Origin of the sequence: Gelidibacter mesophilus DSM 14095, from assembly GCF_000423005.1 — a bacterium.
Lineage (GTDB): Bacteria > Bacteroidota > Bacteroidia > Flavobacteriales > Flavobacteriaceae > Gelidibacter > Gelidibacter mesophilus.
In genome coordinates this window covers 297,078-316,979 of the sequence record NZ_AUHD01000001.1, presented here as the reverse complement: position 1 = coordinate 316,979, position 19,902 = coordinate 297,078, and the positions used below count along the sequence as shown (strand labels likewise).

General features: G+C 36.7%; 15 protein-coding genes. 12 read left to right on the top strand and 3 right to left on the bottom strand.

Translation table 11 applies throughout. The annotated features are described in order from the left end of the window. Nucleotides 1-11 precede the first annotated feature (11 nt). Together def and ruvX are read right to left on the bottom strand one after the other, a co-directional pair. Nucleotides 12-602 carry a peptide deformylase gene (gene def, locus G525_RS0101485; RefSeq protein ID WP_027124564.1) on the bottom strand — a complete coding sequence of 197 codons (591 nt, stop codon included), beginning with the start codon at nucleotides 600-602 and terminating at the stop codon, nucleotides 12-14. Nucleotides 603-681: 79 nt separating this feature from the next. Then, nucleotides 682-1,092: a Holliday junction resolvase RuvX gene (ruvX, locus tag G525_RS0101480; RefSeq protein WP_027124563.1), complete on the bottom strand. Its 411-nt coding sequence runs from the start codon at nucleotides 1,090-1,092 to the stop codon at nucleotides 682-684. Nucleotides 1,093-1,396: 304 nt separating this feature from the next. On the opposite strand from ruvX, the gene G525_RS0101475 reads away from it, so the two are divergent. The 8 genes from G525_RS0101475 to G525_RS0101440 all read left to right on the top strand — a co-directional run bounded on the left by G525_RS0101475 (nucleotide 1,397) and on the right by G525_RS0101440 (nucleotide 9,021). Beyond that, nucleotides 1,397-2,212, top strand: coding sequence for a 2,3,4,5-tetrahydropyridine-2,6-dicarboxylate N-succinyltransferase (locus G525_RS0101475; RefSeq protein ID WP_027124562.1), 816 nt, complete (start codon nucleotides 1,397-1,399; stop codon nucleotides 2,210-2,212). Nucleotides 2,213-2,240: 28 nt separating this feature from the next. After that, nucleotides 2,241-3,359: a glycosyltransferase family 4 protein gene (locus tag G525_RS0101470; RefSeq protein ID WP_027124561.1), complete on the top strand. Its 1,119-nt coding sequence runs from the start codon at nucleotides 2,241-2,243 to the stop codon at nucleotides 3,357-3,359. Continuing rightward, on the top strand, nucleotides 3,356-4,444 hold the full coding sequence (locus tag G525_RS0101465; protein WP_027124560.1) for a glycosyltransferase: 1,089 nt from the start codon (nucleotides 3,356-3,358) through the stop codon (nucleotides 4,442-4,444). The genes G525_RS0101470 and G525_RS0101465 overlap by 4 nt, the downstream gene beginning before the upstream one ends. Before the next feature lie 72 nt (nucleotides 4,445-4,516). Further along, entirely contained in the window at nucleotides 4,517-5,272 is a 756-nt protein-coding gene (locus G525_RS0101460; RefSeq protein ID WP_027124559.1) for a glycosyltransferase family 2 protein, read from the top strand. 68 nt (nucleotides 5,273-5,340) lie between these two features. Further along, nucleotides 5,341-5,898: an L-threonylcarbamoyladenylate synthase gene (locus tag G525_RS0101455; RefSeq protein WP_027124558.1), complete on the top strand. Its 558-nt coding sequence runs from the start codon at nucleotides 5,341-5,343 to the stop codon at nucleotides 5,896-5,898. Between the two features lie 70 nt (nucleotides 5,899-5,968). Then, nucleotides 5,969-7,390, top strand: coding sequence for a CCA tRNA nucleotidyltransferase (locus tag G525_RS0101450; protein ID WP_027124557.1), 1,422 nt, complete (start codon nucleotides 5,969-5,971; stop codon nucleotides 7,388-7,390). A 55-nt stretch (nucleotides 7,391-7,445) separates the two neighbouring features. Beyond that, nucleotides 7,446-8,465, top strand: coding sequence for a COX15/CtaA family protein (locus G525_RS0101445; protein ID WP_027124556.1), 1,020 nt, complete (start codon nucleotides 7,446-7,448; stop codon nucleotides 8,463-8,465). Between the two features lie 37 nt (nucleotides 8,466-8,502). Continuing rightward, on the top strand, nucleotides 8,503-9,021 hold the full coding sequence (locus G525_RS0101440) for an IS1096 element passenger TnpR family protein (RefSeq protein ID WP_027124555.1): 519 nt from the start codon (nucleotides 8,503-8,505) through the stop codon (nucleotides 9,019-9,021). Between the two features lie 24 nt (nucleotides 9,022-9,045). On the opposite strand, the gene G525_RS0101435 is transcribed toward G525_RS0101440, so the two are convergent. Further along, nucleotides 9,046-10,122 (bottom strand): hypothetical protein, encoded by a 1,077-nt coding sequence (locus G525_RS0101435; protein WP_027124554.1) that lies wholly within the window; start codon nucleotides 10,120-10,122, stop codon nucleotides 9,046-9,048. 98 nt (nucleotides 10,123-10,220) lie between these two features. On the opposite strand from G525_RS0101435, the gene G525_RS0101430 reads away from it, so the two are divergent. The 4 genes from G525_RS0101430 (at nucleotide 10,221) to G525_RS0101415 (ending at nucleotide 19,822) form a co-directional block, all read left to right on the top strand. Then, nucleotides 10,221-11,117, top strand: a complete 897-nt coding sequence (locus G525_RS0101430; protein ID WP_027124553.1) for an ABC transporter ATP-binding protein — start codon at nucleotides 10,221-10,223, stop codon at nucleotides 11,115-11,117. Nucleotides 11,118-11,135: 18 nt separating this feature from the next. After that, nucleotides 11,136-11,960, top strand: a complete 825-nt coding sequence (locus tag G525_RS0101425; RefSeq protein WP_027124552.1) for an ABC transporter permease — start codon at nucleotides 11,136-11,138, stop codon at nucleotides 11,958-11,960. Nucleotides 11,961-12,181: 221 nt separating this feature from the next. Further along, nucleotides 12,182-14,647, top strand: coding sequence for a T9SS type B sorting domain-containing protein (locus G525_RS0101420; protein ID WP_027124551.1), 2,466 nt, complete (start codon nucleotides 12,182-12,184; stop codon nucleotides 14,645-14,647). A gap of 348 nt (nucleotides 14,648-14,995) precedes the next feature. After that, entirely contained in the window at nucleotides 14,996-19,822 is a 4,827-nt protein-coding gene (locus tag G525_RS0101415) for a T9SS type B sorting domain-containing protein (RefSeq protein ID WP_027124550.1), read from the top strand. The last annotated feature ends 80 nt before the right edge of the window (nucleotides 19,823-19,902 follow it).

Here is a 19,902-nt window from a genome sequence, read left to right as displayed (position 1 = left end):
GTTCTAAAAAATTAACGTTTCTTTTTCATGGCAGGAAAACGCATTTTATAATCTACGCTAATGTTTCCTTTAGAAATATTATTCAATCTACTTTTTATCAATCGCTTTTTTAGGGTTGATAGTTTATCGGTAAATAAGATACCGTCAATATGATCGTATTCATGCTGAATCACTCGGGCAATAAGTCCGTCGAATTCCTCCACGTGTGTATTAAAATCTTCATCCTGATATTGGATTTTGATTCTAGGCTTTCTAAAAACATCTTCCCTAACTTCAGGAATGCTTAGACAACCTTCATTAAATGCCCATTCATCTCCAGTTTCTTCCAAAATCTCAGCATTGATGAACGTACGCTTAAAATCCTTTAACTGTGCCTGTTCTTCTTTGGTCAAATCTTCATCCTCAGAAAACGGTGATGTATCCACCAAAAACAACCTAATGGCAAGCCCAACTTGAGGCGCCGCCAAACCAACACCGTAAGCATCGTACATGGTTTCAAACATATTAGCGATAAGTTCATTGAGATTGGGATAGTCTTTAGCAATGGCTTCCCCTTCCTTTCTCAGTACAGGATCACCGTAAGCAATAATAGGTAAAATCATTAGTCTTTAAATTTACGATTGCAAAAGTACAATTCTTATTAGGATTTTTGAAACTTGAAATAAAATTGTTAATCACCGGCTATTGATGATACAAATAACTTTGTAGAATGATGGTCGCACTAATTTCGTCCACTAAAGCTTTATTTTTACGTTTTCCTTTTGAAAGCCCACTGTCAATCATGGTTTGCATCGCCATTTTTGAAGTGAAACGCTCATCGACGCGCTTAACTGGCATATCTGGAATGTTCTTGGAAAGTTTGTTCAAAAAAGTTTGAATGGATGCTTCACTTTCAGAAACGTCATTATTCATTTGTTTGGGTTCACCAACTAGAAACAATTCCACTTTTTCTTTTGAAATATAATCCTTTAAAAACGGCAATAACTCTTTGGTGGCCACGGTGGTTAATCCGGAAGCAATCATCTGATATTCATCGGTTACTGCAATGCCAGTCCGTTTTGTTCCATAATCTATTGCTAAAATTCTTGCCATAGTGGTTCCCACAAACGAGGGTGTCTTTTTTAAATTAATAGTATACAAAGTTACATCAATTAAATTACGGACTCAAAATATCTTAAATCTAATCTATTTCAATCCTTATATGCCTTGTCTTAGCAGTAATTTACAATGTTCCGCAATTGAAAAAATCACACCAAGTCAGAGGTTACCAATTACTGTGTAGAATCTTAAAAAAACATAGTATTTCACTGAAGTGCACAGAGAATTCGCAGAGATCCTCGGAGAAGTTTTATAAAATCAATTATACGTTTATCTTTGTGTAAATTTAAATTGAGACATGAAACAACTCCAACATATTATAGAAAACGCCTGGGAGAACCGCGAATTACTCGCAGATAAAGTTACTATAGAAAGCATCAGAAGCGTTATTGATTTATTAGACGAAGGAACATTAAGAGTTGCAGAGCCAACCACAAATGGATGGCAAGTTAACGAGTGGGTCAAAAAAGCAGTAGTTCTTTATTTTCCAATTCAAAAAATGGAAACTTTTGAAGTGGGCATTTTTGAGTATCACGATAAAATTCCTTTAAAACGAGGCTATGCAAATAAAGGCATACGGGTGGTTCCTCATGCCGTTGCGAGACATGGTGCATATATTAGTAAAGGTACCATCTTAATGCCAAGTTATGTCAATATTGGTGCTTATGTTGATGAAGGTACGATGGTTGATACTTGGGCAACCGTAGGCAGTTGTGCTCAAATTGGCAAAAATGTGCATCTCTCTGGTGGTGTTGGTGTTGGCGGTGTTTTAGAACCATTGCAAGCGGCCCCGGTAATCATTGAAGACAATGCTTTTATTGGCAGTAGATGTATTGTGGTAGAAGGTGTAAAAGTAGAAAAAGAAGCCGTCTTAGGCGCGAATGTATGTTTGACCGCCTCAACAAAAATCATTGATGTGACCGGTCCTGAACCTGTAGAGATGAAAGGTATTGTACCAGCTCGCTCTGTGGTGATTCCTGGGAGTTATGCGAAAGAATTTCCTTCAGGAACCTATAACGTGCCATGTGCTTTGATTATTGGAAAGCGCAAAGAAAGCACCAATAAAAAAACGTCATTAAATGAAGCCTTACGCGACTATAATGTGGCGGTATAATGGTTACTTTTAAAAGATTAAAAAGCTTATGAATATTGGTTTTGATGCGAAGCGTATTTTTCATAATACTACAGGACTCGGTAATTATGGAAGAGACCTGATACGCATTCTGAATACATCATTTCCAAAAAATACATTTTTCTTATACAATCCAAAACCCAGAAAAGTAGATAGGTTTCAACTTACTGATCAAACTATTGAGGTTCAACCCAAAGGATTCTTTTGGAAAAAATTTTCCTCAATTTGGCGACAAGGGCCTATGGTAAAGCAATTACTAGAACATAATATTGTGCTTTATCATGGTCTGTCTGGTGAAATCCCTAAAGGTCTAAAAAAAGCGAATATCAAAAGTGTAGTGACCATTCATGATTTGATCTTTATCAGATATCCTGAGCTCTATTCATTTTTTGACCGGAAAATCCATTTTAAGAAATTCCAATTTGCGGCAAGCAACAGTGACAAAATTATTGCCATTAGTGAGCAGACAAAAAAAGATATTGTAGAATTTTTGAAAGTTGATCCGACTAAAATCGAAGTTATCTATCAAGGCTGCAATAATGCTTTTAAAAAACAATACCCGCAAAAAGAAACTGAACAAACAAGAATTAAATTCAATTTACCTAATGACTATATCTTGAATGTTGGGACCGTGGAAAAGCGCAAGAATCTGCTCAACTTAGTCAAAGCTATTGAAAATTCAAATACTACCTTAGTAGTGGTTGGGAATCATAAATCTACGTATGCCGAAGAGACAAAAGCATATATCCGCTCCAAGGGAATGAAGGACCGCGTACTTTTCTTGAAAAACGTAAGTACAGAAGAACTCGCGCTGATTTATCAAATGGCGACAATTTTTGTTTATCCAAGTATATTTGAAGGGTTTGGAATTCCTATTATCGAAGCGCTATATTCATGCACACCTGTCATTACTTCTAAAGAAAGTTGCTTTAGTGAAGCGGGCGGTCCCGATTCCATTTATATACATCCTGAGGATTATAAATCTATTGAAACGGCCATTCAAACTGTTTTAGAAAATATAGAACTTCAAGAGAAAATGAAAACGAAAGGATATAATTATGTACAAAAGTTTAACGATGATGTGATAGCGAAACATGTCTTTGACACCTATAAAAGTCTGGTCTCATGAAAACGATTTGCTTTTTTAACACGGTAAACAAATGGGGAGGTGGCGAAAAATGGCATTTAGAATCCAGCATATACATGCAGAAAGAAGGGCACGATGTACTCTTGATATGCAATGAAGGAAGTGAACTTCATAAACGTGTGCAAGAAACAGAAGTTAAACATTTGGTAATCAAGATCAATAATCTTAGTTTTCTAAATCCACTCGCGATTCTTAAAGTAAAGAGGATTCTTGAAAAACATCATGTTGATATCATTATTCTAAATCTTTCGAGAGATTTAAAAGTAGCTGGATTGGCAGCAAAATTAGCTGGAGTAAAACGAATTATTTACCGAAGAGGCAGTGCCACCCCAATAAAAAATACAGTACTAAATCGTTTTTATTTCAAATCTGTAGTAAATGATGTTTTGGCCAACTCCATTGCCACAAAAAAAACAATTCTTGAGAAGAATGCCTCCTTGTTTCCTGAGGATAAAATTAAGGTCATATATAACGGAATTGAGGTTAAAGATTTTTATAAAGAGGGATGCCACCCTCTTTATTCCAAACAAGACAATGAATTGATCTTGATTAATCTTGGTCGGATGGAGTTTGAAAAAAATCAAAAATTTTTAATTGAAGTCGCTCAGGAATTGAAATCCAGAAAACTTAATTTCAAACTTATTATTGGTGGTGATGGTAGGTTAAGAGAAGATCTTGAAAAGTTGTCTGAAACGCTCAATGTGTCGGACAAAGTCATTTTCCCAGGATTTATTAAAAACCCAAAAGACCTAATGTATACCGGTGATGTGTTTCTCCTATCATCTTTATGGGAAGGTTTCGGTTATGTTCTTGCAGAAGCGTCACTCTGTAAAGTACCAATAGTTGCATTTAATGTGGCCAGCATACCTGAAGTCGTCCTTGACAATGAAACAGGTTTTCTTACGCCTCTCAATGATCTTCAATTATTTGCTGATAAAATTGAATTCCTTTACCACAACCCTGAAATTAGAAAAGATATGGGCTTGAAAGGCCACAATTATGCGGTCAATACATTTGATAGCAAAAAAATACAACGCGCAATTGCCAACTACTTAATTGATGGCTAAAGGTTGGATTCCATAACACAAAAGCCTTATTTTTGCAATGAAACTTCGCGTTCAATAAACCTAACATTTGGCATGCAAAAACTAACTGCTATTATTCCTGCAGGTAATGAAATTCAAAATATTGAAGCCGTTATCGGATCTGTCGGTTTTGCTGATGAAATTCTAGTGGCAGATAGCTTCAGTATGGACGGTACTTATGAAAAAGCGCAACAACTTGCAACAAAAGTGGTCCAACGAGAATTCCAATATCCGGCATCTCAGAAAAATTGGATAATTCCGCAGGCAAAGCATGAATGGATTTTATTGGTTGACGCAGATGAACGGGTTACGCCAGAATTAAGAACCGAAATTTTAGAAGTCTTAAAAAATCCTGATGCAAAATATGTGGCCTATTGGATAGGAAGAACCAACATGTTTATGGGGGAACGCGTCAATTATAGTGGTTGGCGTAATGATAAAGTGATTCGCCTTTTTAAGCGTGATTTTTGCAAGTACGAAGACAAACATGTCCATGAAGAAATTATTGCAAATGGTCATATTGGTGCTCTACAAAATAAACTTCTTCATCACGGTTATACGTCTCTCGACAAATATGTAGAAAAAATGAACCGGTACGCAACGTGGCAAGCTAAAGATTATGATCATAAAACTGGGAAACTAACCCCCTACCATTTTATGCTTAAACCCTTCTGGGGATTTTTCAAACATTTTATCGTTCAGAGCGGATTTAGAGATGGTGTGGTTGGTCTGACCATAGGATATATGCAAGGGTACGTGGTGTTTATGCGCTATGTTAAATTATGGCTGCTGCGAAAGAATAGGGAGTGATTTTGGGGTGTCAGTTGTGGGTTTGGGGTTTTGAGTTATGAAGAATATTCAATTTCAAATTAAAATTTATGCAAAAGGAAATATCGAATGCTTTACAGGTTTTAAGAGACGGTGGACTTATACTCTATCCGACAGATACGGTTTGGGGAATTGGCTGTGATGCCACCAATGCTGAGGCTGTAAAAAAGGTGTTTCAACTTAAGGAACGTGAAGATCATAAAGCACTAATTTGTTTAGCGGCCGATGATCGGATGTTGAGCAAGTATGTTAAGGAAATTCCGAGTGTGGCTTTTGATCTTTTTGATATTTCAGAAGAGCCCATCACCATTATTTATGATGATGCCCAAAACTTAGCCAAAAATTTAATTGCTGAGGATAATTCCATCGCAATTAGAATCCCCAATGACGATTTTTGCTTTCAGTTGATCAGACGCTTTGGGAAACCTATTGTATCAACCTCAGCAAATATAAGCTCTCACTCCACTCCAAGATCATTTGAAGAAATAGAGTCTGATATTTTAAAAGGTGTGGACTATGTCGTAAATTTGCATCGCGAAAAACGTTCTACTAAACCCTCTTCAATTATTAAGTTGAGTGCTAATGGGAGAATGAAAATTATTCGGTAACAAAATTCCAACATTCAAAATCCAAATTCCAAGAATCCATTTGAAATTTGGAATTTGACATTTATATATTATGAAGGAACAAGCCCTAGAACATCCTGTTTTCAAGATCATCTCTCAATCTGCAGAAGAGTTAGGAATCGATGCCTATGTGATTGGTGGCTTTGTTCGCGACTATATTCTAAAACGTGGACAACATAAAGATATTGATATTGTTGCCATTGGTAGTGGCATTGCACTTGCTAAACAAGTTTCAAAAAATATTTCAAACCATCCTAAGGTCCAAATATTTAAAACTTATGGCACCGCAATGTTGCGCTATGAGGATATTGAAATAGAATTTGTAGGCGCACGGAAAGAGTCGTACAGTGAAGAAAGTAGAAATCCAATAGTTGAGAACGGTACTTTGGAGGATGATCAGAACCGGCGTGATTTCACCATCAATGCAATGGCTTTAGATTTGAGCGCTTCAAATTTTGGTGTCTTATTGGATCCTTTTGATGGGATAACCGATTTGGATGCGAAAATTATCAGAACACCATTAGATCCAGATGTTACTTACAGTGACGATCCGTTGCGAATGATGCGTGCCATCCGTTTTGCTACACAGCTTAATTTCACTATAGAAAAAACATCACTTGAAGCCATATCAAAAAACAAGGAGCGCATCAAAATCATTACCAACGAGAGGATTGTGGTAGAACTCAACAAAATCATTGAAAGCGACACACCTTCGATTGGATTTTTGTTATTGGAACAAACTGGCCTATTGGATTATATTCTTCCGGAATTGACAGCGTTAAAGGGAATTGACGAAAAAGAAGGTCAACGTCACAAGGATAATTTTTACCACACGCTGGAAGTCCTTGATAATATTGCCCAAAACACGGATGATCTATGGTTGCGTTGGGCAGCACTTTTACACGATATTGGAAAAGCACCTACAAAAAAATTCAGTAAGAAAGTAGGTTGGACATTCCATGCCCATGAATTTGAAGGTTCAAAAATGGTCTATCACTTATTCAAACGTTTAAAAATGCCATTGAATGATAAGATGAAATTTGTTCAGAAAATGGTGTTTATGAGCTCCAGACCTATTGCGCTGGCGCAAGATGTTACCGATTCTGCGGTTAGGCGTTTGGTTTTTGATGCAGGCGAGTATGTTGATGATTTAATGGTGTTGTGCGAGGCAGATATCACTACAAAAAATCCGAAGAAATTTAAAAAATATCACAATAATTTCAAACGTGTTAGAGATAAGATTATTGAAGTTGAAGAACGCGATCAGATCAGAAATTTCCAACCTCCAGTTTCTGGAGAAGAAATTATGGAGGCCTTTGGTTTAAAACCTTCACGAGAGATTGGAATGATCAAGGAATCTATAAAAGAGGCCATTTTGGAAGGTGAAATACCGAATGATCACAAAGCCGCTTATGATTTGATGTTAGAGGAAGGGAAACGTTTGGGACTAGCAGCAGTAGGGATTAGGGATTAGGGAAATATTTATTTTTAGATTCAATTTTATTTTGAATTTCAATTTCAAATAAACAATGGCAAAACAAAAAGATAACAAGAAGGTCATCTATTGGCTTCTAACGGGTTGTACACTACTTTTTATCATGGTTGTAGTTGGTGGGATTACTAGATTAACGGATTCTGGCCTATCCATTTCAGACTATAAGATCATTACGGGCACCATTCCTCCGTTGAATGATGCAGAGTGGCAGGAAGCTTTTGATCTTTATCAACAATATCCTGAATTTCAAAAGCTGCATTCACATTTTACTTTATCAGATTTTAAAGGTATTTATTTTTGGGAATGGCTACATCGTGTCATCGGAAGGTTGATTGGTATGGTCTTTATCATCCCGTTTATCTATTTTCTACTAACCAAACAATTGACTTCCAAAACTATCAATAAATGTCTTGTCCTGCTTTTTCTTGGTGGGTTTCAAGGTTTTTTAGGTTGGTACATGGTTAAAAGCGGATTGGTAGATATGCCAAACGTAAGCCATTACCGTCTATCCGCTCATCTAACAACTGCCTTCTTCACGTTTGCAGCCACTCTTTGGGTGGCTCTGGATTTAAAGTTTCCCCATAAGAAATCCATTGACAAAAGCTTCAGAAATCTTATTATTAGTGGTTATACCGTTTTGGCAATCCAAATTATTTATGGTGGTTTTGTTGCAGGTTTAAAGGCAGGCTTATTGCACAATCATTGGCCATTTATGAATGAAGGTAAATTTATCCATGAATCAGCTTATGCCATTGATCCGTTTTATTTAAACCTAATTGAGAACCCAAGTGGCATTCAGTTTGTACACCGTACCATTGCGTATGTGGTCGTGATATTTATTGGCATTATCTGGTATCGTGGCAAACAAATGGCACTGACCTCAATGCAAGACAAAGCCATCAATAGCCTTCTCATTCTTGTGTGTTTTCAATTTTTATTGGGCGTACTAACCATCATATATGGCGTTCCGTTATGGCTGGGAGTGGCACATCAAATTGGCGCATTCTTCCTCCTTTCTGCCATGACATTTACCTTACATCGCTTTAGCAGATAATAGAAAAAGTCTTACCTTTGCAAATCAAAATTTACCCATGGTTTACAGATTCAGAATTATTCTTGACAACGACACTGATGATGATGTTTTTAGAGATATAGAAATAAGAGATACAGATACTCTTGAAGATTTACACAATAGCATAACCCAAGCGTTTGGGTTTGATGGTATTGAAATGGCCTCCTTTTATGTGAGTGACGAAGACTGGAATCAAGGTGAAGAAATCTCAATGTTTGATACTGGTGAAAGTTACGACGAAAGCAGAACCATGGGAGAAACTCCCTTAAATACAGTTGTTAAAGAATCACAAACTAAATTAATTTACGTGTACGATTTTTTCAGCATGTGGACATTTTACGTGGAATTGGCTGAAATAGTTGAAGAAGTTGAAGGCACAAATTATCCAAATTTGATGTTTGTATATGGACAAATCCCAACGGAAGCCCCTCAAAAATCATTTGAAGCTGAAGATGACTTTGATGATTATGATGAGTTTGATGATGATTTTGACGTTGAAGATTATGAGAATATGGATTTTGATGAGAATTGGAACTAAAAGGACAACTTTTTACTTTGACATTTAATAACCTCGCATACCCTTAAACTCCTTCATATTTACAGTTTCATAATTCCGCTTAACGAAATCGAGGGCGTTTTTTACAATTTCACCCATGTTCTTACTGCGTTTAAATTTCAAATCTTGGGTATAGTCAAAAATCGTCATTTTCAAAAGCTTGATATGTTCTGGTTTGGAAAGCGTATCAGCCACCATACAATCCAATAATTCTCGAATACGTTCGTGATAACTGATTAATCTTTTGGCTACTATGGAACGTTCTTCCAATTTATATTGATCAATGGATGCTTGTTGAAATTTCTCCTGCACCAATTGCACCATTGCCAAATTCTCCTTAAAAAACTGTGGTCGGTATACGTTAAACTTACCTTCATAACTTTGCTGATCAAAATCGATCGCCCTAATTTTATAAACTACGTGATCAAAATCATGTGTAGGGACTATCACATAGTTATAAGAACGCATATCACCTAAAAGCCTAATCATACAGCGCTCGTTAAATTTCACAAACTCTTTTGCAATTTGCGATTTTTCTGAAGGTGTACAATTGGGCAACATGTTTTTTATAAATTCATCTCCAGGAACTCCAGCAATATGTTCTTCTATTAAGGTATTCTGAAATACCAAAAAATTCAAGTTATAGGGTGACAGCATGTGTTCCAATTCCAAGCCATAGATACGAGAAGCATCGGCCCTTTTAACATAAAAATAGGTGTAGTTATCATTTAAGATGTTCCGGATCTTGATGCGGAAAGGTTTAGAATTTCCAAAAGTGCAGTAATCAATAGCATCAACATTTAAAAATGAGACATCACGATCATTTCCGTCGGAATGCAAACTGCTGTAGACTTTTTTCAAACTTATATCTATTTCCTGACGTTCAAATTCATTAAAATACACCCTTATCCACAGTGTATCGTTATCATCTTTATCGTAAAGTGTAATGGCCCCTTGAAAGCGCAACAAATCCTCATAAAAAATAGGCAGTCTAATATTTCTGTTATATTCAGAAAGATACTCGTGCAATTTCTCCGTTACGGGATATGAGGGTTTACGTAATGATATTTTAAGATCTTCCATAATTTTTGTGTTATTCCAAATGTAAGATTTTATATTTACAGATGTAACAAAATTATGTATCACTCGTCATACTTGTAACTAATCAATCAGAAAACATCTTGGAAAGTATACTAACCATCAAAAACCTAACCAAAAAATTTGGTTATTTGACAGCGGTCAAAGATTTGTCTTTTACCATCAATAAAGGCAATGTTTACGGAATTCTGGGTCCTAACGGGAGTGGTAAATCCACCACTTTAGGGATTGTGCTTAACGTAGTCAATAAAACTTCGGGTGAGTTTAGTTGGTTTGACGGTCAGACTACAACTCATGATGCTCTTAAAAAAGTGGGTGCTATTATAGAAAACCCCAATTTCTATCCTTATATGACGGGGTATCAGAACTTAAAATTAGTTTGTAGAATTAAAAATGTGGATTACAGTAAGATTGATGAAAAGCTTGCTGTTGTTGGACTTTTGGATCGAAAGGATAGTAAATTTAAAAACTTCTCCTTAGGAATGAAGCAACGTCTCGCCATTGCCTCTGCGCTCTTAAATGATCCTGAAATATTAATTTTAGATGAACCTACCAACGGCTTGGATCCGCAGGGTATTCATCAAATTCGGACTTTGATTAAACAGATTGCTAGTGAAGGCACGACCATCCTCTTAGCTTCCCATCTTTTGGACGAAGTAGAAAAAGTCTGTTCTCATGTTCTTGTTCTTCGTAAAGGAGAACGGTTATACTCAGGTCGTGTGGACGAAATGATTTCTAGTCATGGTTTTTTTGAGCTAAAATCGGTTCAACATGGCACTTTGGTGTCGTTTCTTCAGAACAATCCAGATTTTATCAGCGTAAAAGAAGAAGGCGAGCTCATCACCGCATTCCTAAACCAGCCTATGGATGCCTCAACTTTTAACAAACTCATGTTTGAAAAAGGCATCACACTTTCCCATTTGGTAAAACGCAAAGAAAGTCTGGAAGAACAATTCCTCAAATTAACTGACAACAACTAATCCATCAAAGCCATATTTATGTTACGACTCGTCAAATTAGAACTACAAAAACTACTCTTAAACAGAGCGAGTGTAGTCCTCATATTTATTTCCTTTGTACTGCCTTTTACGGTTTTGATACTTTCTTCCATAAAAATTAATTTCTTCGGATTTTTTACTTTGGAATTGGGAGAGCTCGGGATTTTCAATTTTCCAATCATTTGGCATATTACCACCTATTTCGCAGCCTTCTTTAAACTGTTTTTTGCGATAGTTGTTGTCAGTATGATCGGTAATGAGTATAGTAACAAAACCATCAAACAAAATCTGATTGATGGATTGAGTAAAAAGGAATTTATACTTTCTAAATTTTATACCATTGTATTATTTTCAGTTTTAGCCACTGTTTTAATTGCCGTGGCCTCTTTTTTCATCGGACTTTATTATTCAAGTTACAATGAAGCCTCTATTATTTTCAGGGAAACCGAGTTTTTATTGGCCTATTTTATAAAATTGGTAGGTTTTTTCTCTTTGTGTCTGTTCTTTGGTATGTTGCTAAAACGCTCTGCATTTGCCTTGGCTTTTCTTTTCGTCCTATATATTTTTGAATGGATTGCGTTTTGGATTATATTAAGGGCCACGAGCTCTGAGATTGCCTGGAAAGTAAAGAATTTTTTCCCCTTAGAGTCTATGCAAAATTTAATCAAGCAACCCTTTCAGCGATTGATTATGACCAAATACCCCGAAAATATTGACATGGCTTATGACTATGCCGTTTATTGGTATGAACTAGTAATTGTTCTGGGTTGGACAGCAATTTTCGTTTTTTTATCGTACAGATTATTAAAACAACGTGATTTATAATATATTTGGTGGAATTGCTACGGACGTTAAAAATCACTATTAAGGCTTATTAGAAATTAAGTTTTTTAAAAAATAGTGTTTAAAAAAGAAGTCAAAGGGACTTCAACCTTAAACTATGATGTAGACGGATGTGCAAATAACCAAACATATTGAATTCTTAATTCAGATTATGATCAAGTCCTGTCTCTTATCGTTCACTATATGCTAAACCGTTTCACTTTTTGAAAACACTTCTTAAGTTTCTTCTGTTATTTAGTGCTGTGTTCTTTATTCAAATCAGCCATGCCCAAGATCTCATAAAAGGCCCCACGGATTGTAGTGATGCTGTAATTGTTTGCGGAAATTCCAGCGTGAATTTAGACGTTAGTGGCATCGGAATTCAAGAATTGAACAATTCAAATACCTGTGGAAGTAGTGAGCACAATAGTATCTGGCTGCAGGTAACTTTGGTCACCGATGGTACTATGGGCTTTATCTTAAGACCAAATAGCAGCGCCATTGAAGAAGACTATGATTTTTTTGTTTTTGGACCGAATGTTTCTTGTAATAATATTGGACAGGCCATTAGATGTTCAACTACAAATCCAGCAGCAGCTGGAGCTAGCAACAATCTAACCGGGATGAATGAAAGCTCCTTTGACACTTCGGAAGGTCCTGGTCCACAAGGAGACAGTTTTGTCAGATGGCTGGATGTCTCGGCTGGTGACACATATTTCATCGTCATTGACAGACCCATTGGAAATAGTGGCTTTGTATTGGAATGGACAGGAACTGCTCAATTCTCATCCCCTCCAGTCAATCAAGCAAACACTTTATTAACCACTATTGATTTGGAAGAATGCGATACTGTATTACCTTATAACGATGGTTTTACGAGTTTTGAATTAGAGGAAAACACACCTCTAATTAGAGGAACTCAATCTGATATTGCAATTAGTTACCATTTGGATGAGAGTGATGCCATCCTCAATAAAGATCCGCTTTCTAGTCCGTATACAAATATTGAAAATCCGCAAAAGATTTCGGTAAGGATCACAAATACGATCACCGGGTGTTTTGAACTTGCCGATTTCTCGCTTAATGTCAATTTAGGACCTGATTTTGAGCAACCAACCATCTTCTATGAATGTGATGCCGATGGAGACAACAACAACGGACGAACCTATTTTGATCTGGAATCCAAAAGTGTCGAAATTCTTAAGGGCCAAGATCCTTCTGCGCTCAACATAAGTTATCATAAGGATTTCGCTGCCGCAGAAAAAAGCACACCTACTTTGCAGAGTCCATATTATAATGAAGTCGCCAATCAACAGCAAATATATGTCAGGATCGAGGACGTAAACAACCCCAATTGTAGAAAAATTATTCCCTTGGATCTTGTGGTCAATCCGCTACCCAGCGCTTTTGACACGACACTCATCCAATGTGATGAGGACGACATTTCTGATGGCTATACCATCTTTAATCTCATCCAGGCTAAAGATGCCATAACAGGCGGGATAAGTGATAGAAGCCTGAGTTTTTACACAAATCTGACCGATCTTAAAAATGACCTAAATGAAGTTAATAGCAATGCTTTTTTAAATTATTCAAATTCGCAGGTGCTAAATGTAAAAGTTACCAATGATTTGACTGGTTGTTTCAGCGTTGCTACATTAACGTTAGAGGTCAGTACCACGGCTGCCAATGATGCACAATTGAACGCTTGTGACAATGATGGCATTGAAGATGGCTTCTATACGTTCACTCTTTCTGACGCCGATACTCAGGTTTTGAATAACTTGCCCATTGGGCTCGAATTAGTGTATTATGAAACTTACGAGGATGCGCTCCTGGAAACTAACCCATTGCCGAACAGCTTTATGAATACACAGGTTCATTCACAAACTATCTTTGCCAGGGTAGAAAACAGCAATGCCTGTTACGGCATTAGCGAAGTAGAACTCACTGTTTATAAAATGCCTGATATTGAATTGAAGACTGAGGCCATTTATTGCCTAAACAATTATCCGGAAATGATCACCCTTAGTGGTGGGGTGATTGGTGATACCTCCAGCAATTATACCTACAGTTGGTCTTTGGACAATCAGTCTTTAAATGATAGCTCTTCTGAAATCATGGTGAATTCACCGGGAACCTATTCAGTAAGAGTCACCAACAGTCATGGCTGTTTTAAAGATAGAACAATAAGTGTACAGCCTTCAAATATTGCCACCATTTCCAATATTGATATTGATGATGGTTCCCGAAATAACGTCATTTCTGTGATGGCTATTGGCGAAGGTAATTATGAATATGCACTTGACGTCAGAAATGGACACTATCAGAAAAGCAATACTTTTGAGAATGTTGTCCCTGGTTTTCATACGGTTTATGTTAGAGATAGCAACGGTTGCGGAATAACTGAAGAACTTATTTCGGTAATTGGGTTTCCAAAATATTTTACACCAAACAATGATGGTTTTAATGACCGTTGGCAAGTGTATGGTATTAACGAACAATTTCAAGCCAATAGCACCATTTATATTTTTGACAGAAAGGGCAAACTACTCAAGGAACTAAATCCACTCAGCAGCGGTTGGGACGGTACATTTATAGGGAAAGAAATGCCAACAAGTGATTATTGGTTTTCTGTAACACTGCAAGACGGTAGGGTTTTTAAGGGTCATTTTACACTGAAACGTTAATCGATTAGGTTAATGTTCTTCTTATTTTTCCATATGCTTTTACCTTTGTCAGCTCAGAGTGCATTTAGATATTGATTAAAAGAACAAAACCACTTCCTTAGTTATTATTTAGGGAATTCATTCACCTTCCACATATAAGAGCCTCACTTCTATATTGAGAAGAACACAAAGGTCTTACTTTTCAAGTTCTTGGCATTATTTTACGAACAAATGTTAATCTTACATGCTGTTTGTCGTATTATTTTGCATTTCATCTAATAATAAACTACTTTTCACCCTAATTAAAGCTCAAGAATCTCCTCCTGCCCATAAAAGAGATTCTCGTTACTCAGACTTAACCTATAAAGAATGAAATCGTTCCAAATTTCCCTCCTTGTTTTTGCATGTATTTTGTGTAACAATGCATTCAGTCAACGTATCACTGTAACTGGCAATGTCAGTCCACAGGAACTTATTGAAAATCATCTTATTCAAGGCTGTGTAGAAACCTCTAACATCGCCTCTCCCGTGAATGGATCTATCAACGGATTTTCAAGTTTTGGTTATTTCGAACGTGGAAACTCTAACTTTCCTTTTAAAAATGGCATAATTTTATCAACGGGAAATGTAACGTCTGCAGGTAATAAGACCATAGGAAAAACCTTAAATGAAGGTGAACCTAATTGGCTTTCAGACCCCGACCTTGAAACTGCCTTAGGCATTTCAAACACTCTCAATGCAACTGTTATAGAATTTGATTTCGCATCGCTTTCCAATCAGATTCAGTTTAATTACCTCTTAGCATCTGAAGAATACTATGGAAATTTTCCTTGTGAATATTCGGATGGTTTTGCTTTTTTAATCAAACGGGCCGGAACCAATGACCCTTATACAAATATCGCACTAATTCCTGGCACCTCAACCCCTGTTAACACCAATACCATTCATAACGAAATTGTGGGTTTTTGTTCGGAATCAAACTCCGAATACTTTGAAGGCTATGGTCTTGGAGACACCAATTACGATGGCAGAACAAAGGTGATGACCGCCATTGCAAATACCGTTCCTGATGTCGTCTATCACATTAAACTAATTATTGCCGATCAAACAGATTCAAATTATGATTCCGCCGTTTTCATTGAAGGCAATAGCTTTTCTGCTGTGGTTGACTTAGGAGAAGATATTACCACTTGTGCCGATCAATTGGTACTTAATGGGGACATCGACAATCCCGAAGGCATCTATTCATGGTTCTTGGAGGATGCGCTTCTTTCTGGAGAAACAGCATCGACCTTAGCTGCCCATGAATCTGGAAACTACACTGTAAAAATTAAAATTCCCTTAGGAAGTACTTTTTGTACCATTGAAGACAGCGTTTCGATTGTATTAAGTTCAACCCAGACGGCTTCACCTATTGCCGATTTTGGACTATGTGATGATATTTCTGGAGATGGCGTAGAGGTTTTTGATCTAAAAACTAAAGATGCCGATGTTATTAAGGCGGTTCCTAAATCTGATTATACAATTTCATATCATTACAATAATCAAGATGCCCTAGATAATAGCAATGCCATCAAGGATCCGATTACAAATACCAGTAACCCGCAATCTGTTTTTGTAAGGATTGAAGACATCAAAAATGGCTGCTTGGCCTATTCTTCTTTTAATATTGTGGTGCATGAACTACCACAGATCACAACACCTTCAGACCTTATTGCTTGCGATGAGGTTGCACAAAATGGCTTGACATCAATTGACCTGAATCAAAAAAATCATGAAATAACCAATGGTGTCTCTGATTTAATAGTCTCCTATCACCATACACCAACTGAAGCGGATGTTGGAGACAACCCAATTGCTTCTCCATACTACAATCAATCAAAAATGGAGCAATTATATGTTCGTATTGAACACCCTAAAACAGGATGTGCCAGTACAACAACGCTTAATATTATTGTATTGGATAATCCCATCATCAACAGAGAGGAGCACTTCCTAGACGCTTGTGATCCCGAACATGATGGTTTCACAAATTTCAACCTTAATGAGATTACTCCAGATGTCTTGAATGGTTTAACGGGTGTGTCCGTAAGCTTTCATGAGTTATATGATGATGCCTTATCAGGAAGCAATGCCATAGAAACTCCGTCAAGCTTTCTGAACACTAAGAAAGATTTTCAAATTCTTTACATTAGAGTTGAAGATGATATTACCGGCTGTGCCTCAGTGACTCCCTTTGAAATACATACCAATCTTTTGCTCACGGGCACATTAATTAAAGATTTTTCAATTTGTGACGTTAAAGATGGCAAAATACCCTCTTTTGACCTTAACGACATTGCAGAGGTCATTATTAACGATCTTCCTGATGTAACCATTACTTTCTATGAAACCATAGAGGATCAAAATATGCAAGTCAACGCATTAAATCCTGCCCTGCCTTATACTCCGAAGCCATTCCCTAAAACACTCTATATTACTTTAGATAGTTCTACCTGCAGTGAAACTTCACAGATAGATTTACTTCTCAATCCGTACGTTGATTTTCCATCTATAGGTTCTGTGAATTATTGTGATACGGATCAAGATGGCTATACTTCTATTAATTTAAGCTCTTTTGACTATGCTGTAGCAAACCAAGAGGAGGGCTACGCTGTGCGCTATTATTTAAGTCAGGACGACGCGGACAAAAACGTCAATAGCCTACCAAATTTTTATGAGAACACCACCAATCCTTTAAGACTATATACACGTACCACCTCGAAAACCACAGGATGCTCTGACGTAAAAAGCTTTGAAATCACCGTTCTCCCAGCCCCAGAAACTACAACTCCAGCAGATATTATTATTTGTGACAATGATCAAGATGGCTTTTCTATTATAGATTTAAGTAAAAAAATAGAAGAGTTGGTAAAAGATCAAAGCAATAGAACGTTTTCTTTTCATACGAGCTTAGATCATGCAGAAAACAAAACAGAAGCCATTGGGAATTTCACATCTTATAACGCCAGCAATGAAACGATATTTGCGCGCGTAGAGAACCAACGAACTGGGTGCCATTCCATAGAACCTATTAAAATAATTGTCAATACCCTACCTATCTTTACTGCTATTAGCAATTATATTTACTGCGAAAGCGACAGTGATGGCTACGGAGAATTCATTTTTAACACCAAAGATTCTGAAATTCTAAATGGTCAAAATGGTAAAATCACTTCATATTATCTAAAATCAGAAGATGCCGATGCAGGAATAAATACTTTAAATAAAGCCGTGGTTTATGAAAACATCAGCAACCCCCAAACTATTTATGTTAGAGTGGAAAACACGTCAGATGCTTCTTGTTATGGCACTTCATCTTTTACAATTGAAGTAGGTACCAGTCCCGAATTTAACCTAGCATCCGATTGGTTTGTGTGTGACGATATTTCCAATGATTCCAAAGAAATTTTCGACCTATCATCAAAGGCCGCTGAAATATCTGCTGGTATCAATGACAATCTAGACATTACATTTTACTCCAGTTATGCAAATGCCCAGAATGCGATGAATCCTATCGCCACAAGATACACAAATATTAAAAATCCTCAGCAAATTTATGCTCGCATAGAGAACGGCACTATTTGTGCCTCCATAACAAGCTTTAGTATAGGTGTCATTAAAGCGCCTGATGCTAATCCTGCTAAACCTATTGAGCAATGTGACACTGATGCAGATGGCCGCATGACCTTCGATTTAAAAAGTTCTGAATTCGATATTTTGGATGTGAGACAAAATAATCTGGTCATTGCTTATTATGAAACACCAGAGGATTTAGAGAATGAAACGAATCCGATTATGCAACCGGAATCATACACAAACATTTCAAACCCACAAACTGTCTACGTACGCCTCACCAACACTATTTCAAAGTGTTACCTATCTATTCCGTTAGATTTAATTGTCAATTTACCACCGGAATTCAACTCAATTGATACCGTTACTATTTGTGATAACGACAGCAAGATTTATAATTTATCAGAAGTGGATGCTATTCTTGTGAATGACACATCCAACTTAATTATTTCGTATTATAAAACCCATAAAAATGCATTAAATGCCTCTAATGCCTTGAATAATATGTATAAATATAATTCGACGCTGGAAAAACTCTATGTGAGAATTGAAAATGGTCTAACCAATTGCTTCACTACTCATCAATTTACATTAAAAGTTGAGCCATTACCAATTGCTTATGCCGCTCCTGATTTAGAGCATTGCGATGATAATTTCGATGGTCTTTTCACATTTGATTTATCACAACAGAGCTCCAAGATTCTTAATGGTCAAGACGCTGCTAAATTCAAAATAAGCTATCATATCAATAATGAAGATGTTAATTCAGGACTAAACGCACTCAATACACAATTTGCTGCCAGAGACTTAGAGGTCATTTATGTTAGAGTTGAAAATAATTCAACGGGATGTTATAGCACCACGGAGTTTAAAATTTATGTGCATCCAAGACCAGTTGTCGACATTCCAGATCAAGTCATTTGTTTAGATAATGGTCCACTCTTAGTCAGTGCCAATACCAACAAGAGCGACGACAGCTATTTATGGTCTACTAATGCGACCTCACCAGAAATTGAAATCGCCGAAATAGGAACATATTGGGTTAAAGTGACCACTATTTTTGGCTGTGAAACAACTCAGAGTTTTAATGTTATAGAATCTGAAATGGCAACCATAGAGTTTACAGAAACCGTAGATTTTTCTGACCCGAACAACATTACCGTGACCATCAGTGGAATTGGAAACTATCTATATGTTTTGGACGATAACCCTCCACAAAAATCGAATGTTTTTGAGCGTGTTCCTATTGGTCTGCATTTAATTACAATAATTGATTTAAATGGGTGCTCAGAAGTGACCAAGGAAGTGATTGTTATTGATACTCCAAAGTTCATGACTCCAAATGATGATGGTTATTTTGACACTTGGCATATTACAGGAGTAGAAACGCTTCCGGGAACCGTAATTAATATCTATGATCGTTACGGAAAACAATTAACACACCTTACTTCAACTTCTAAGGGCTGGGACGGCACGTATAATGGTTCAAAAATGCCAGCCGCAGATTATTGGTTTGTTGCCGATGTAAAAAAGAACAATACCTCTTTTCAACTTAAAGGCCACTTTGCTCTAAAACGCTAATTGTAGTTTAAAAAATGCAGAATATATAAAAAATGGTATTTCAGCCATAAAAGAAACCATCTCAACTTTAAAATCCTCAA

Excerpts from the sequence above, each read along its gene's own strand:
- ruvX (WP_027124563.1), bottom strand. The coding sequence starts at position 1,092 with ATGGCAAGAATTTTAGCAATAGATTATGGAACAAAACGGACTGGCATT.
- G525_RS0101475 (WP_027124562.1), top strand. The coding sequence starts at position 1,397 with ATGAAACAACTCCAACATATTATAGAAAACGCCTGGGAGAACCGCGAA.
- G525_RS0101435 (WP_027124554.1), bottom strand. The coding sequence starts at position 10,122 with ATGGAAGATCTTAAAATATCATTACGTAAACCCTCATATCCCGTAACG.
- G525_RS0101465 (WP_027124560.1), top strand. The coding sequence starts at position 3,356 with ATGAAAACGATTTGCTTTTTTAACACGGTAAACAAATGGGGAGGTGGC.
- G525_RS0101425 (WP_027124552.1), top strand. The coding sequence starts at position 11,136 with ATGTTACGACTCGTCAAATTAGAACTACAAAAACTACTCTTAAACAGA.
- G525_RS0101455 (WP_027124558.1), top strand. The coding sequence starts at position 5,341 with ATGCAAAAGGAAATATCGAATGCTTTACAGGTTTTAAGAGACGGTGGA.
- G525_RS0101415 (WP_027124550.1), top strand. The coding sequence starts at position 14,996 with ATGAAATCGTTCCAAATTTCCCTCCTTGTTTTTGCATGTATTTTGTGT.
- G525_RS0101470 (WP_027124561.1), top strand. The coding sequence starts at position 2,241 with ATGAATATTGGTTTTGATGCGAAGCGTATTTTTCATAATACTACAGGA.
- def (WP_027124564.1), bottom strand. The coding sequence starts at position 602 with ATGATTTTACCTATTATTGCTTACGGTGATCCTGTACTGAGAAAGGAA.
- G525_RS0101450 (WP_027124557.1), top strand. The coding sequence starts at position 5,969 with ATGAAGGAACAAGCCCTAGAACATCCTGTTTTCAAGATCATCTCTCAA.
- G525_RS0101445 (WP_027124556.1), top strand. The coding sequence starts at position 7,446 with ATGGCAAAACAAAAAGATAACAAGAAGGTCATCTATTGGCTTCTAACG.
- G525_RS0101460 (WP_027124559.1), top strand. The coding sequence starts at position 4,517 with ATGCAAAAACTAACTGCTATTATTCCTGCAGGTAATGAAATTCAAAAT.
- G525_RS0101440 (WP_027124555.1), top strand. The coding sequence starts at position 8,503 with ATGGTTTACAGATTCAGAATTATTCTTGACAACGACACTGATGATGAT.